The following is a 14,990-nucleotide window of genomic DNA, read 5'->3' on the forward strand; positions in this document are numbered from 1 at the left end:
GAAAACCAAAACCTAACTGATAAGTACGAGGAAATTAGCCGTCATTCTTGCAACCACTTTTTCATCTTGCCACGCTGAAGCATCAATATTTAAGATCTTGCGTCCTTGTCGTAAAAATTGGCATTGAACAGTGATTTCCCCTATATGGCAGGGTCTTAAAAAATCCATAGTTAAATTAATGGTTGTTGCCGCACGATTTTCATTGGCGCATATTGCAAAAATTCCCATTGCATCATCTAACATCGCACAAATCATTCCTCCTTCAATATGACCACGTGGGTTGGTAAATGCAGATGTTCCCATATATTTCGCTGTAAAAATTTGTTGTTCTATGTCCCAGTTTAGGTCATGCCCACCTAAAGTATGGTGAATCGGAGGAAGTTCTAAATTTTGCAGATCTTGCATATCATGTCCTTATAAAAAATTATTCAAATCATTTACTTAAATTATTAATCCAACTTATTTTTCAAATATTTTTTTATTTAAATTTCCATGTGTAGTCAATATTAAGACGAGTTTCATTTACAGGCTTAATATTGGCTGTTGCTGACATATTATTGTCATAGATGGCATAACGCGCTCTTAAACCTAAATTTTTAAATGTTCCACTTGGCACGGTATAGCCAACATCAAAATCAAGTTCGCCTTCTTTTAGATTCGTTCCACCTAAATGTGGCGCATAAATATTTGAGCCTCGTGTATAACGCGTCATAAAGCGTAAGCCTTGTACATAATCTTTAAAATCATATTCATAGCGTAAGCTATAAACTTTTTCTTTAGGATTTAAAAATTCACCCGGCCACGTATCAATCAGCAAACCTGTTTCACCACCCGATAAATACGGAAATGCGGTATCACCATGATGTTGAAATGATCCAACAATAAATTTGTGATTATCACGTTTTAACTCTACATGCGTATGATAAAGGTCATTATCGACTAAACCTGCTTTGGCTTGTCCTTCATCGCGACTACGATAATAATGAAAATAAGTATTTAATTGTGTACGTGGATCTATTTCCCATTTATATAAAAATCCTGTGGTACTTTGTTCATATAAATCATTTACATTAAGATAAAATAAGCCAAGTCTCAGTGCGGGGTTCAGTTGATAAAATCCGCCTGTATAATATAAACCATCCGTTTCTGCTGCTTTGAAACGTCCATTTACACCTGAGATTTTAATATTTTCCCAGTTTGTTGAATCACGATGATTCACTTTATTAATATATGCTGCTTGTAGATCTAAATTTTTTATATCTTTAGATTGTAATGAAACACCTTGATATGTCTGTGGTAAAAGCCGAGCAGGTGAGGCAACCAATACAGGATTCATAGGTGTTAATGTTCCGACCTTTAATTCACTTTGGCTGATTTTGGCTTTAGCGGTTAAACCAATTTCACCATAACTCGAAGTTGGCTGATTGGTTTTTAAATCACGGGGTAAATTTCCTGTTCCTGCATCATGGTCATCGGCATAAAGTTTAAAACCTGCTGTTGCCAGTACATTTAAACCAAAACCAACAGTTCCTTCGGTATAACCAGAATTCGCTTTTAAAATAAAACCTTGTGTCCAGTCTTTAGCCGCAGGAAAAGCTGCTTGCTCTTGATAATCACGGTCAAAATAGAAATTACGTGCGGTTAAAGTCACACTGCTTTTATCAATGAAATCATTGGCAAATGTTGAACATGACAAAAGTGCAGCACAGCTTATAGAGAGTTTTTTCATTGCATTTCATCCTGAAATGTTTATGTTTTTAATTTTTGGCAATACGCTCCCGTACTGCCTTGTGGTGAAAACTTGGCAAACTATTGTTTAAATCTAGTTTTTTAAATCGAAAATTTTATTTTGGTTTTGAGTTATTTCCCGAGTAACTCACGAGCAACGATTTCTTTCATAATTTCATTGCTGCCGCCATATATCTTTTGCACACGCGCATCTACAAAAAAACGTGAAATTGGATATTCTTGCATATAGCCATAACCGCCAAAAAGTTGTAAAAGCTGATCCATAATTTCGCATTGAGTATCAGTAATAAAACATTTTAGCGCAGCAACTTGCGTGACGTTCAGTTGTTTTTGATGGTATAAATCGGCACATTGTTTGACAAATGCCTGAGCAGCATTGGCTTTAATCTGGGCTTGAGCAAGAACAAATCGTGTATTTTGCATTTGACTTAAATATTGCCCAAAAGCTTTTCGCTCTTTTACATATTGAGTCGTAATCTGAATCGCACCTAAAATTGACCCTAAAGCCATCATAGAAATACTTAATCTTTCACGTGGTAATTCTTGCATAAGATAAGTAAAGCCTTGACCTTCTTGCCCCAAAAGTTGATCCTGAGGAACACGCACTTGATCAAAAAAAAGTTCTGCGGTGTCTTGAGCATGCAAGCCTATTTTTTTGAGTAAACGACCTTTTTTGACCCCCTCTAGATGAGCATCGACCAATAAAATAGACATTCCTTTTGCCCGTGCATGCGGATCAGTTTTAGCCACTAATACAATTAAATCTGCATGTTGACCATTAGAAATAAAGGTTTTAGAACCATCAACACAATAATAATCATCTTTTAAAATGGCTTGAGTTCGAATGGCTTGTAAATCTGATCCAGCATTGGCTTCTGTCATAGCAATTGCTGTAACGACTTCGCCAGATACCATTTTGGGTAACCAGTATTTTTTTTGGGCTTCTGTCCCAATATTTTGAATATAAGGTGAAACCAATTCACTTTGCCCACCCATTGCCACAGCCAAAGAGGTAAAACCTGCTTGCGCTGTTTCTTGTACTAACATCAGTGAATAATGCACTGGTGCGCCATATCCACCATATTCTTCAGCGACATCAACACATAAAAAACCATTTTCACCTAATTGATGCCATAACTCGCGTGGAATGAGTCCATTTTCTTCCCAAGATTCATAAAAAGGCGCAACATATTCTGCTAAAAAACGCTTAAAATTATCTCGAAATAACTCAAAATCATGATCAATTTGCATACTTAAATTCCCAATATTCAAAAAATAAGACAAAAAAATCCTGACAGCATAAATTTAAATATGCTGTTTTTACTCAGGTTTTTTGTTTAAGGTTTTAATTTTTCAGCACAGGAACACGGATAATTAAAGGATTATCTGTTTGTTTTGAATAAAGTTCTTCAATCAATGCTTGACGTCTTTTTAAAATGTTACTTTGGTTTAAATTTCCTTTGTCCGTAATTTCACCTGCATCTAACTGCGGTGCTTGTAACATAAGCGATAACATTGAAACGGTATTTGAACTTCCAGTTGCATCTTTATTAAATTCCATCAGAAATTTTTTAAACCATTCATGCACTTTAGGATGCGTTAAGATTTCAGTGGCTGTACTATTTTTATGCAGACCTGCAAGTTCGGCACATGCATCAAGTTTTGCAAAAATCAGAAAACCTAAAGCATTTAAATTTGAACCTGTAATACACACATCTTGGATCAGTTGATTACCCTGAATCAGCACTTTATTACGAAGTGTGCCTACATTAACAAATGTGCCTGTATTTAATTTAAAGTCTTCGGCAATACGTCCATCATACATTAACCCCAGTTCTGGACGCTTTGGATCGACCAAACGTACAGCATCGCCTGTACGATAATAGCCTTCTTCATCAAAAATATTGGCTTGTTGATCTGCTGCTAAACGCCAATAACCACGCATAACATTTTTACCACGTACACAAAATTCTAATTTATCACCAATAGGAGAGAGTTTAATTTCACAGCCCGGCGCAGGATAACCAATAAACCCAGCCATCACTTTAGGACCTGTTGAAAATGAACACGAAGGTGCAGTTTCTGTCATGCCTAAACCTGACATAATACGAATACGCTCACCACAATGCTGCTGTGCAATACGATCTAATCGTTTCCAACCTGCATCTGATAATGCAGCACCTGCAAAAAATAAGATTTTAACTTTGGCAAAAAAATGTTCTCGTAATTCAGCATCATTTTCCAACGCTACGGTGAGTTCCTCCCAGCCTTTTGGTACATTTAAATACACTGTTGGAGAAATTTCTTTTAAGTTACGAATTGTTTCATCAAACTTGCCTGCAACAGGCTTACCATCATCAATATAAATGGTTCCGCCATTATATAGTGCAATACCGACATTATGGCTGCCACCAAAAGTATGATGCCACGACAACCAATCTAATAAAACAGGTGGAGTGTCTGCAAATTCAGGGAAGGTTTGTAAAATCATTTGTTGATTTACACATAACATTAAGTGTGTTGTAGGTACTGCTTTGGGTAGTTTTGTTGAGCCTGAAGTAAATAAAAACTTTGCAATTTGATGTTCGTCTAAACTTTCATAATGCGCTTTAACATTATGAACAGGCGTATCTAATAAACTTTGAAATGCAGTACATCGTTGTTCACCTAACATGCCTGAACATGTAATCACCTCAATATCTGAACTCGCACAGCTTTGAATCGCATGAGCAAAAGCATGTCCATCATTTGCAAAAATCAACCCCGGTGTAAGGACATCAAAAACATGTTTTAATTTGCTAAAATCTTGCGAAATTAATGAATAAGCAGGGGAAATTGCTGAAAATGGAACACCTGCAAACATCGCAGCCATTGATAAAAGTAAATGTTCTAGATCATTTCCCGACAAAATAACCAATGGTCGTTCTGCTGATAAATTGCCACGATTATGTAATGCTTGTGCAATATGCCACGCTTTTTGCACGGTATCTGCATAGCTGAGTTTGACCCATTCTCCCTGTATATTACGTTTGGCTGCAAATAAATGATCTGGCTGAGTTTGAGCAAAATGTAATAAACGGTCTGTAAGCTTCTGAGGATAATCTTGAAGTTGCTCTTTGGGTGAAATATAAAGTGTTTGATTTTGATAATGAAAATTAATTTCATGCCCACCGAGTTTTACAAAACGTTCTACATCATTATGCGCTGCGTGGGCTTGGACTGCATTCAATTGCGCCATTGTTCACTCCATGTCATTTATTTTGAAATTTTCAAAAAAGTTCTATCTATTTAATCTATTATTTCAATATTTTCAGATTGAGTAAGCCAAGTACAAACTTGATTTGACTTACTCAAATTTTCAATCTTTACCAACAAACATTTTAAATGGGATAATGTCGGGGCGTTGTTTGTAAAGTGATCCAGCGCAATTCAGTAAATTCTGGAATAGACGCTTTACTACCAAAACGACCATAACCACTTTGTTTGACTCCACCAAAAGGCATTTGTGCTTCATCATGCACAGTTGCACCATTAATGTGACAAATCCCTGATTCGATTTGTTTTGCAACATCAAAAGCTTGTGAAATATTTTCACTAAAGACAGCAGAGGAAAGTCCAAACTCGCTATCATTTGCCAATTGAATCGCTTCTTCGAGTGTATGAAAACGCTGAATTGTGCAGACAGGAGCAAATGTTTCTTCTGCATAAATCTGCATATTTGGCTGTACATCAACCACGATGGTTGGTTGCATGACAGTGCCTTGAATCTGAATACCTAAAGGTAGTTTTGCACCTTTGCTGGTCGCATCATCTAACATCTTTTGAATACGTTGCGCAGCACGTTCACTTTCCAAAACACCTAAGGGAAATGCCGAATCTGTCGGATTTCCAGCAGTAATATTTTTGGTTTTTTCAATTAATTTTTCAATAAATTGATCGGCAATTTGAGCATCAACCAAAACTCGCTCAGTTGACATGCAAATTTGCCCTTGATTGAAAAAAGTACCGAATGCAATCGCATTAACAGCATTTTCAATATTGGCTTGATCAAGTACCAAAACTGGTGCTTTACCACCTAATTCAAGCAATACAGGTTTTAAACTCTTTGCAGCAGTTTCTGCAATAATTTTGCCTACACGTGTTGAACCCGTAAAATTAATACGCTTACTGAGTGGATGTGATACAAGTCTCTCAACAATATGTGCCGCATCTTCACCTGCATGGGTAATAATATTGACAACACCATCGCCTAAACCTGCTTCATTCAATATTTCACCAATTAAGCGGTGTGTCGCAGGGCATGCCTCCGACGCTTTAAGGACAACTGTATTTCCACATGCTAAAGGCATTGCTAGAGCGCGAGTGGCTAAAATGATCGGCGCATTCCACGGTGCCATACCGACAATAACACCACATGGAACTCTGACTCCCATTGCCATATTGCCAGGGATATCTGAAGGAATCAGACTGCCATCAATTTGTGTGGTCATTGCCGCAGCTTCACGCAGCATATTTGCAGCCAAATGGACATTGAAACCATACCATGTTGCTGTAGAGCCAGTTTCACGCATACCAATCTGAATAAATGCTTCGGTTTTTGCATCCATCAGATCGGCAGCCTTTAATAATTTAAGACGACGATCTGTTGGAGAAAGTTTTGACCAAGTTTGAAAAGCCCGATGAGCAGATTCAATCGCTTGATCTACATCTTCAATTGTTGCTGCCGCAGCAGTTGAAGCAATAGAGCCATCAATTGGGCTAATGCGATCAAAAGTTTTACCCGAACTTGCATTTAAAGATTGACCGTTAATGAGTAACTGTACATTTTGCATGGTATGTTTCCTTACATGTCCATTTAGATGAATAAATTAGCCTGTACGTTTATAGCTTTGTAAGCCTGGCTTGATTGATTTTTCATCTAAAAATTGTTTTAAACCTTCTTGACGACCGCCTTCATTATCACGATGAATACATTGGTCTAATTTGGCATATAAATAGTCTTCGTTTTGATCCCATGTCAATTCACGGCAACGTTTAAAGCCATTTTTTGCTGTACGCAACACGACAGGATTTTTTTCTAAAAGTGTATTTGCTAATTCAGTGACTTCATCTTTTAACTGTGAAAGCGGAACACTTTTGTTGATTAATCCCATATTTTCGGCTTCTTTACCACCAAAAGTTTTACCCGTCATAATGTAATACAAAGAAGTACGATGTCCTACAGTATCCGCCATTGCTTTACTGACTAAGTTGCCCGGTGGAATACCCCAGTTAATTTCTGATAGACCAAAAGTTGCTTCATCGGCTGCGATCGCTAAATCACATGCAACTAAAGGTGAGAAACCACCACCAAAACACCAACCATTTACCATCGCAATCGTTGGTTTTGAATACATGCGTAGCAATTGCCACTGCCAACGACATGAATCACGACGAATACGTTCTTGGAAAATTTCAGGTTGTTCATCAACTTCACGGAAATATTCTTTTAAATCCATTCCTGCAGTCCATGAATCTCCTGCACCTGTCAGCACTAAAACCCGTGCATCACCATCAAGTTCTAAAACCTCAAGTACATCAATCATATCTTTATTGAGTTGCGGGCTCATTGCATTTTTCTTTTCTGGACGATTAAACGTCACCCAAGCAATGCCTGACTCAACTTTTACATCTACAGTTTTCCAACGATTCTCATAGCTCATAGTGCATATTCCATTTGCGAAGTTTGATTTGATGTAAATCAATTTAATATCAGTTTTACTTACATTCAAGTCTTTTTTGAAAATATTTTCATTTTTATTTTAATCTATTGTATTTTATAGTTATTTTTAATATTTACTAATTTAATCAAAAAAAACATTTGATTTTTTTGTAAGTTTATCTGATATTTTACTGGTTGTTTTTCATGCGAGAGAAATAACTCTAAAAAATATATTTGGTTCAGAACAAGGAAAATAGTGATGGATACAATAAAAGGCTACTCAGGAAGAGTCGTCACAACACTAGCACTCTGCTTTGCCATAGCAGTATTTGAAGGCTTTGATTTACAGTCGATGGGCGTTGCTGCACCGCGTATGCGTGCTGAATTTGGACTAGATAATGCCCAAATGGCGTGGGCATTTAGTGCTGCAACCTTAGGAACTTTGCCTGGTGCTTTATTGGGTGGTCGAATCGCAGACAAAATTGGTCGTAAAAAAGTCTTGATTTTCAGTATCTTATTGTTTGGCATTATGTCGTTACTGACAGCTTTTGCAAATAACTATAATTTATTGATTATTATCCGTTTTTTAACAGGATTGGGCATGGGTGGTGCATTACCTATGATGATCACTTTGACTTCAGAAGCGGTTTCAGATCAACACAAAGGCACTGCTGTAAGTATTATGTATAGCGGTATTCCATTTGGTGGCATGTTAACTTCATTTGTAGCAATGGCGCTCGCAGGTGACAGTGAATGGCGTCATATTTTCTATATTGGCGGTTTAGCTCCAATTTTATTGATTCCGTTATTACTGAAATATTTACCCGAATCAAAAGTATATTTGGCACAGCATCACAAACCAAGTACGCCTTATTGGGAGGTTTTATTTGCCAAAGAACGCCGTTTTTCAACCTTGCAACTTTGGGTGAGTTTTTTCTGTACGCTTGTAGTTTTATACTTCTTACTCAATTGGTTACCGCTATTAATGGGCGCACAAGGTCTAAATAAAACCGAAGCCAATTATGTACAAATCGGCTATAACATCGGAGGAATATTTGGTTCTATTTTAATGGGTATGATGTTAGATAAACTGAAAATGAGTTCTGTGATTACATTTATTTATGTCGGGATCTTATTTTCTTTGTGTTGTTTAGCGATTTCACCAACGGTTGCTTTGTTAGCACTGTCGGCTGTCGGTTGTGGTTTATTTATTGTCGGTGGACAATCTGCATTATATGGTTTAGCTGCAATGTTCTATCCAACCGCAATGCGTGGTACGGGTGTAGGTGCTGCGGTAGCAATAGGGCGAATAGGGTCTTTTGCAGGTCCATTATTAGCAGGTTTATTGTTATCTTTCGGCTCAAGTTCTACCATGGTCATTGGTTCAAGTATTCCAATCATTTTGATTGCCGCAATAGCTGCATTACTGCTGGTTAGACGTAAAAATCAAACGGTTACGCCTGTGCTAAAAACCTCAAATTAATTGACGTTTTAAGAAGTATGATTTTCGCATCATACTTCTTATACTTATTGAATAGAACTTAGAATTGGAATTTTACGTGAATCAACACAACTTAAATGCACCTAAACTCAGCTATATGCTGGCACGTGTAGATCGTATTATCAGCAAACAATTGACTGAGCAGCTTAAACCTTTAAATATCAGTTTACCGCAGTACACTGCACTTTCAGTTTTAGCTGCAAAAAAAGGTTTATCCAATGCAAAACTAGCTGAAAAATCGTTTATTAAGCCACAATCTGCAAATAAAATTTTACAAGATCTTGAAAGTACAGGATGGATTGAAAAGCATTCAGACCCAACGCATGGACGCCGTATTTTAATTCAACTCACGGCTTCAGGTTGGGATAAATTGGCGGAATGTAACCAAGTGGTCGAATTATTAGAACAAAAAATGTTGAATAATATTGATATTAATTTAGCCTATCTGATTCGAAATAACTTAGAGTTAATGGTCAATAATTTAAAAGATTAAAGTTAATTGATGTGGTAATAAGATTATGTATTATTTAAATTTATTGGGTAATAAAAATATAAACCGTATATCAATACACGGTTTATAATGAACGCATTTTATACAGTTATTTACTGAACTACTGAACTTTTGCAGGGAAGCCGTCTTCTGCTAAAGCTGCGGTCACTTTGTCTAAGCTTTCAGATGTTTCAACAGTCACAATTTTTGTTGCTAAATCAATATCAACTTTTGCATTCGCATCGACATCTTGAATTGTTGCAGTAACACCACGCGCACAGCCACCGCATGTCATATTTTCAATCAATAATTTCATGGTTATTCTCCAACAGAAATTGTATTGGTTTAAATTTTAAACCTTATCATCATGGTAAGGTCAAGCGTGTTGTAGAAAAATAATAAATACCAAAAAAATTCTTGACCTTCCCATGATGTCAATCTGTATGCTGAACTCAGAATATTGAAATCGTTGGAGGTCATCATGAGCTCACAAAATACAGTTTCCACGCAATACCAAGAAACCTTGTCAATCGAAGGAATGACATGTGCTTCATGCGTGGGACGTGTAGAAAAAGCCTTAAAAAAAGTGGATGGCGTAGAAAGTGCAGCGGTAAACCTTGCCACTGAAAAGGCAGTCATTACATCTTCACAACCGATTGACCGAAATACTTTGGTCAAAGCAGTTGAACGCGCAGGTTATGATGTACCTAAAGCACAACCTATAGAGCTTATTATTGATGGAATGACCTGTGCATCGTGTGTCGCACGTGTAGAAAAAGCACTGAAAAAAGTTCAAGGTGTACAACAAGCTAATGTCAATTTGGCAACTGAACACGCTTGGATTCAAGCAGATGGTGGTGTTTCTAGTGGTGACTTGATTCAAGCTGTAAAAAAAGCAGGCTATGATGCAAAACTACTTGAGCAGGACAACAGCCAACAACAAGATAAAAAAGAAACTGAACTGCAACAACTGAAACGAGATTTAATTATTTCGTTAATTTTGGCTGTTCCTATTTTTATTTTGGAAATGGGCGCACATATGATCCCATCTTTCCATATGTGGATCATGCATAATATTGGGCAATATAACAACTGGCTCATTCAGTTTGTATTAACCACTTTAGTATTAATTTTCCCTGGTCGTCGTTTCTATGAAAAAGGGATTCCTGCTTTATTTAGACTTGCACCCGATATGAACTCGCTGGTGGCAGTAGGTACCTTAGCAGCTTATAGCTTTTCCTTAGTCGCAACATTTATTCCTGAAGTCTTACCTCAAGGTACGGTTCACGTATATTACGAAGCTGCTGCTGTTATTGTCAGTTTGATTTTGCTTGGGCGTTATTTTGAGGCAAAAGCCAAAGGACGTACTTCACAAGCCATTCAACATTTAGTCGGAATGCAAGCCAAAACAGCACGTATTCATCGAAATGGGCAAGTGCTTGAAGTTCCAGTAAGCGAGGTCACAACAGATACAATTGTTGAAATTCGTCCGGGTGAACGTGTACCTGTAGATGGTGAAGTGCTTGAAGGTCATAGTTATATCGATGAAGCGATGATCACAGGTGAGCCGATTCCTGTAGAAAAGACGCTAGGTCATCCAGTGGTTGGTGGAACAATCAACCAAAATGGGACTTTAAATATTCGCGCGACTGCGATTGGCGAATCAACTGTACTCGCACAAATTATTCGTATGGTCGAGCAAGCACAAGGTTCAAAGCTACCTATTCAAGCCTTGGTCGATAAAGTTACCATGTGGTTTGTACCTGCGGTGATGTTTTTAGCACTATTAACCTTCATCATCTGGTTTATTTTTGGTCCTGAACCTGCTTTAACCTTTAGTTTGGTCAATGCCGTTGCGGTTTTGATTATTGCTTGTCCTTGTGCAATGGGTTTGGCAACACCAACTTCAATTATGGTCGGTACAGGTCGTGGCGCTGAAATGGGAATTTTATTCCGTAAAGGCGAAGCACTCCAGTTATTGCAAGAAGTCAAAGTTGTTGCAGTGGATAAAACAGGAACATTAACAGAAGGTAAGCCGACTTTAACTGACTTTCATGTACAAGATGGTTTTGAGCGTGATCAGGTTCTGCAAATCGTTGCCTCTGTCGAAGCAAAATCGGAACATCCCATTGCCTTGGCGATCGTCAAAGCGGCTGAAGATGAAAATATTGAGTTTTTGTCTGTGACTGCATTTGACTCAGTGACAGGCTCTGGAATTAAAGCTGAAGTTGATGGGCAAGCGGTTCAAATCGGTGCTGACCGTTATATGCATGAGATTGGTGTAAATGTCAGCGCGTTTGAACAAGAGGCTGCGCGTTTAGGCAATGAGGGGAAAACCCCAATTTATGTGGCGATTGGACAAAAATTAGCGGCAATTGTCGCAGTGGCTGACCCAATTAAACCATCAACATTTGCTGCAATTGATGCTTTGCATCAGTTAGGTTTAAAAGTCGCCATGATTACAGGCGATAACCGACATACTGCACATGCAATCGCAACTCGCTTAGGCATTGACCAAGTGGAAGCGGAAGTTTTGCCTGAAGGTAAAGTGGACGTTGTGCAGCAATTACAGCAAAAATATGGTCGTGTTGCATTTGTTGGGGATGGTATCAATGATGCGCCAGCATTGGCAAAATCAGATGTCGGGATCGCCATTGGTACAGGAACAGATGTCGCAATTGAAGCAGCGGAAGTGGTCTTAATGTCAGGTAATTTACAAGGCGTGCCGAATGCCATTGCTTTAAGTAATGCAACGATTCGCAATATTCATCAAAACTTATTTTGGGCATTTATTTATAATATCGCCTTGATTCCAATTGCGGCAGGCGTGTTGTATCCAGCATTTGGTATTTTGTTATCTCCTGTATTTGCTGCGGGTGCGATGGCATTGTCTTCTGTATTTGTATTAGGCAATGCTTTACGCTTAAAATATTTTCATGCAATCAAATTTGAATCATCGCATTGAATCATGAAGAAAAATGACATGAGGCATACTTTGCACTGATGTCATTTTTTTCAGTAGAGGGCACTGAAATGAATATAGGTCAAATCTCAAAACAGACAGGGATTTCAAGTAAAATGATTCGCTATTATGAGCAAATTGGTTTATTGGACTTAGCCAAACGTTCTGCTTCAGGTTATCGGATTTATTCTGAGCAAGATTTAAAAACGCTCAACTTTTTAAAACACGCGCGTGACTTAGGTTTTTCTTCTGAACAAATGAAAGAATTATTATCTTTGTGGAAAAATACCGAGCGGCAAAGTGCAGAAGTGAAACAATTGACTTTAAAACATATTGATGTGTTAAATCAGAAAATTGCTCAGCTACAAAGTATGGTGAATTTATTACAAGCCTCTGCAAACCATTGCACAGGAGATCATCAAGCCAATTGTACAATTTTAGAAAATATTGAATTTGGTTGTTTAGATAACAACGTCATAACAGATCAGAATATTTCTTCTGTATAAATGCTAGAATATTTATATAAAATATACGCTTGTTTTTGCATGATATATTTGGATTTTTATATGAAAAAACTGGCTTATCTGGTCTGTATTCCCATGTTTTTATGGGGTTGTCAAACAGGGCAAACTCAACCACAGAACCCGATTCAAGGGATTGATTTAAAGCAACCCGAAGCAAAGGTTTTATGTGATCAATACATCTGTGCCAATGCCGAAGGTCTATCTAAAGTACTGACCGAAAAATATTTAGGGCAAGCGCAGGCGGAACGTGTTTTTTCACAAGCGCAGTTGAATCAGACACAGTTTACATTTGCCAATGGTATTTTCTGTGATACCCAAGCCAAAAACTGCCATGTAGATCGTTATTTTGATGCGAATGGAAAACGTAGTGCAGTTGCACCAAACTATACTCAAGCTTTATTTGGTCAATAACACACAAAAATTCCCTACAATGTGATCATTCCACCTCAGAAAATCGGTGTTTTCCTATACATTGCATCGCAATGGCATTGATTTTCTTTGCATCCAATTGCAAGTTTTGCCATTTGCACATTTGTTGAATCATCCATTCAAAATCATTACTTTGGGGTGGATGTTGTGTACAAAAAGAACGAATAATCTTTTGAATTTTATGAAAATGTGCAACATGTACCCAATCGGAGCAATTAAACTGAATAATCTGACGCTGTTCTAATAAGTCCCACACCTCATCCAAATGTTCAAGTTGATCAAAATCTTGTTGTGCCCGTTGAATTGCCGTGCTGAGTGCATTGAGCGTATTGGGATAAAGTTCTGCCCATTCTGAGCTTGTTGCCAAAACTTTATCGGCTACATCAGGAATAATCTGTTGCGCTGAAGCAATAACCTGACTATAGCCCTGAATCTGAGCCTGTACATTCCACGGTTCACCGACACAAAAACCATCAATGATTTGTTTGGAGATAGCTTCCACCATATAAGGCGGTGGCAAAGTGTTAAATGGATAATTTTTGGCAAGATTTTCATCGACAAGTGCAAACCATTCTCTGAGCGCATAATGATGAATTGAATGTTTAAATACATGGGCAAGCTGTAAGGCATGTCCATTTTGAATTGCAGCAATGACTTTGCTGGCGGCACTTTGTGGACTGTCTTGTGCGCTGATCTTGCATTGATAACACAGATTTTGACTCAGACTGATATACGCCTGATTGCGACTGAGCAACAAAGACGTTTGTAGGGGAATCCCCAATTGATCATCCCCAATTGCAGCAGCAGGCAACATGGCAGACAGACAATGCGCTGCATCCAAAATACCAAATGCCAAGCGATCACGTAAACTCGCCCAAGATGCCTCTTTGACCAAAGTGACATTTAAACCGACATCATGAAAATAACCCTGATGTTCTGCCCATAACAATGCAATACAGTCCAACAAAGGAATATAACCAATCTGTAATTCTGTTTTTTCAAGATGCGCAATATGATTCATGGTTCATCCTTCAGTTGACCTTGCAATAAGGCTTGGGCATCAATCAGTCTGCGCGACATTTCGCCCATGGTCATACGATGACTCATGGCATTTTTACGCAACAGGGCAAAGGCACTTTCTTCATTAAGATGATGCAGTTTCATCAGCAAAACTTTTGCTTTATCAATATCTTTTCGGTCAGCGAGTTTGGTTTTGGTATCTTTGAGGTCATTTGCCAATTTCTGATGTTTTTTAAATTGTTCAATGGAAATTTCTAAAATGGCTTCAAGTTTGTTGGGATCAATCCCATCAATAATATAGGCGGTAATGCCTGCATCAATTGCATTTTTAATGGTGTCTTTTTGACTGTTTTTGGTAAATAAAACTGTGGGCAAATCAAACTGACTGACGCAATTTTCAATCAAATCGCGGTGTGGATTGTCCATATCCAATAAAATAATATCTGCCTGTAATTGTTTTAAGGGCGTTAGATTGACATGATCAATGCTCAGACATGCCACTACATCGAAGTCATGCTCACGCAAGGACTGTTCAATCAAATGTGCACGCGCCAAATCATCATCGATCAGCGCAATTTTGAGTTTAGGCATGGGTTTTTCTACACAGATGTGCA

General features: G+C 37.9%; 14 protein-coding genes. 5 read left to right on the forward strand and 9 right to left on the reverse strand.

Annotation, left to right across the window (positions count from 1 at the left end; translation table 11 throughout):
- Window positions 1-12 precede the first annotated feature (12 nt).
- The 6 genes from HX005_RS07055 to HX005_RS07080 form a co-directional block, all read right to left on the reverse strand.
- Window positions 13-405 carry a PaaI family thioesterase gene (locus HX005_RS07055; protein WP_286376812.1) on the reverse strand — a complete coding sequence of 131 codons (393 nt, stop codon included), beginning with the start codon at window positions 403-405 and terminating at the stop codon, window positions 13-15.
- Window positions 406-478: 73 nt separating this feature from the next.
- A complete protein-coding gene (locus HX005_RS07060) occupies window positions 479-1,729 on the reverse strand; it encodes an OprD family porin (RefSeq protein WP_286376813.1) in 1,251 nt (416 codons plus the stop codon).
- A 131-nt stretch (window positions 1,730-1,860) separates the two neighbouring features.
- Window positions 1,861-3,000, reverse strand: a complete 1,140-nt coding sequence (locus tag HX005_RS07065) for an acyl-CoA dehydrogenase family protein (protein ID WP_286376814.1) — start codon at window positions 2,998-3,000, stop codon at window positions 1,861-1,863.
- 94 nt (window positions 3,001-3,094) lie between these two features.
- Window positions 3,095-4,987: a feruloyl-CoA synthase gene (locus tag HX005_RS07070; RefSeq protein WP_286376815.1), complete on the reverse strand. Its 1,893-nt coding sequence runs from the start codon at window positions 4,985-4,987 to the stop codon at window positions 3,095-3,097.
- Between the two features lie 142 nt (window positions 4,988-5,129).
- Window positions 5,130-6,581 carry an aldehyde dehydrogenase gene (locus HX005_RS07075; RefSeq protein WP_286376816.1) on the reverse strand — a complete coding sequence of 484 codons (1,452 nt, stop codon included), beginning with the start codon at window positions 6,579-6,581 and terminating at the stop codon, window positions 5,130-5,132.
- A 36-nt stretch (window positions 6,582-6,617) separates the two neighbouring features.
- Window positions 6,618-7,451, reverse strand: coding sequence for a p-hydroxycinnamoyl CoA hydratase/lyase (locus tag HX005_RS07080; protein WP_107007674.1), 834 nt, complete (start codon window positions 7,449-7,451; stop codon window positions 6,618-6,620).
- A gap of 258 nt (window positions 7,452-7,709) precedes the next feature.
- On the opposite strand from HX005_RS07080, the gene mhpT reads away from it, so the two are divergent.
- Both mhpT and HX005_RS07090 read left to right on the forward strand, forming a co-directional pair.
- Window positions 7,710-8,933 carry a 3-(3-hydroxy-phenyl)propionate transporter MhpT gene (gene mhpT, locus HX005_RS07085; protein ID WP_286376817.1) on the forward strand — a complete coding sequence of 408 codons (1,224 nt, stop codon included), beginning with the start codon at window positions 7,710-7,712 and terminating at the stop codon, window positions 8,931-8,933.
- A 115-nt stretch (window positions 8,934-9,048) separates the two neighbouring features.
- Window positions 9,049-9,444, forward strand: a complete 396-nt coding sequence (locus HX005_RS07090; RefSeq protein ID WP_107007740.1) for a MarR family winged helix-turn-helix transcriptional regulator — start codon at window positions 9,049-9,051, stop codon at window positions 9,442-9,444.
- A 118-nt stretch (window positions 9,445-9,562) separates the two neighbouring features.
- Here the strand turns inward: HX005_RS07090 and HX005_RS07095 are convergent, their stop codons facing one another.
- The gene (locus tag HX005_RS07095) at window positions 9,563-9,763 is read right to left on the reverse strand and encodes a heavy-metal-associated domain-containing protein (RefSeq protein ID WP_286376986.1); all 201 of its coding nucleotides are present in this window, start codon (window positions 9,761-9,763) and stop codon (window positions 9,563-9,565) included.
- Between the two features lie 159 nt (window positions 9,764-9,922).
- Here HX005_RS07095 and HX005_RS07100 point away from each other — a divergent pair, with 159 nt between their 5' ends.
- From HX005_RS07100 to HX005_RS07110, 3 genes are all read left to right on the forward strand, one after another.
- The gene (locus HX005_RS07100) at window positions 9,923-12,406 is read left to right on the forward strand and encodes a heavy metal translocating P-type ATPase (RefSeq protein ID WP_286376818.1); all 2,484 of its coding nucleotides are present in this window, start codon (window positions 9,923-9,925) and stop codon (window positions 12,404-12,406) included.
- 68 nt (window positions 12,407-12,474) lie between these two features.
- Window positions 12,475-12,909: a Cu(I)-responsive transcriptional regulator gene (gene cueR / locus HX005_RS07105; RefSeq protein ID WP_286376819.1), complete on the forward strand. Its 435-nt coding sequence runs from the start codon at window positions 12,475-12,477 to the stop codon at window positions 12,907-12,909.
- Between the two features lie 60 nt (window positions 12,910-12,969).
- Entirely contained in the window at window positions 12,970-13,338 is a 369-nt protein-coding gene (locus HX005_RS07110) for a YcgJ family protein (RefSeq protein WP_286376820.1), read from the forward strand.
- 25 nt (window positions 13,339-13,363) lie between these two features.
- Here the strand turns inward: HX005_RS07110 and HX005_RS07115 are convergent, their stop codons facing one another.
- A complete protein-coding gene (locus tag HX005_RS07115) occupies window positions 13,364-14,377 on the reverse strand; it encodes an ABC transporter substrate-binding protein (protein WP_286376821.1) in 1,014 nt (337 codons plus the stop codon).
- Window positions 14,374-14,967, reverse strand: coding sequence for an ANTAR domain-containing response regulator (locus HX005_RS07120; protein WP_107007743.1), 594 nt, complete (start codon window positions 14,965-14,967; stop codon window positions 14,374-14,376). The genes HX005_RS07115 and HX005_RS07120 overlap by 4 nt, the downstream gene beginning before the upstream one ends.
- Between the last annotated feature and the right edge of the window lie 23 nt (window positions 14,968-14,990).

Origin of the sequence: Acinetobacter sp. R933-2 (assembly GCF_030325485.1) — a bacterium.
GTDB classification, from domain to species: Bacteria; Pseudomonadota; Gammaproteobacteria; order Pseudomonadales; family Moraxellaceae; genus Acinetobacter; species Acinetobacter sichuanensis.

Coding starts and splice junctions, on each gene's coding strand:
- mhpT (WP_286376817.1), top strand. CDS start 7,710: ATGGATACAATAAAAGGCTACTCAGGAAGAGTCGTCACAACACTAGCA.
- HX005_RS07115 (WP_286376821.1), bottom strand. CDS start 14,377: ATGAATCATATTGCGCATCTTGAAAAAACAGAATTACAGATTGGTTAT.
- HX005_RS07060 (WP_286376813.1), bottom strand. CDS start 1,729: ATGAAAAAACTCTCTATAAGCTGTGCTGCACTTTTGTCATGTTCAACA.
- HX005_RS07080 (WP_107007674.1), bottom strand. CDS start 7,451: ATGAGCTATGAGAATCGTTGGAAAACTGTAGATGTAAAAGTTGAGTCA.
- HX005_RS07120 (WP_107007743.1), bottom strand. CDS start 14,967: ATGCCTAAACTCAAAATTGCGCTGATCGATGATGATTTGGCGCGTGCA.
- HX005_RS07065 (WP_286376814.1), bottom strand. CDS start 3,000: ATGCAAATTGATCATGATTTTGAGTTATTTCGAGATAATTTTAAGCGT.
- HX005_RS07110 (WP_286376820.1), top strand. CDS start 12,970: ATGAAAAAACTGGCTTATCTGGTCTGTATTCCCATGTTTTTATGGGGT.
- HX005_RS07070 (WP_286376815.1), bottom strand. CDS start 4,987: ATGGCGCAATTGAATGCAGTCCAAGCCCACGCAGCGCATAATGATGTA.
- HX005_RS07100 (WP_286376818.1), top strand. CDS start 9,923: ATGAGCTCACAAAATACAGTTTCCACGCAATACCAAGAAACCTTGTCA.
- HX005_RS07090 (WP_107007740.1), top strand. CDS start 9,049: ATGCTGGCACGTGTAGATCGTATTATCAGCAAACAATTGACTGAGCAG.
- HX005_RS07055 (WP_286376812.1), bottom strand. CDS start 405: ATGCAAGATCTGCAAAATTTAGAACTTCCTCCGATTCACCATACTTTA.
- HX005_RS07075 (WP_286376816.1), bottom strand. CDS start 6,581: ATGCAAAATGTACAGTTACTCATTAACGGTCAATCTTTAAATGCAAGT.
- cueR (WP_286376819.1), top strand. CDS start 12,475: ATGAATATAGGTCAAATCTCAAAACAGACAGGGATTTCAAGTAAAATG.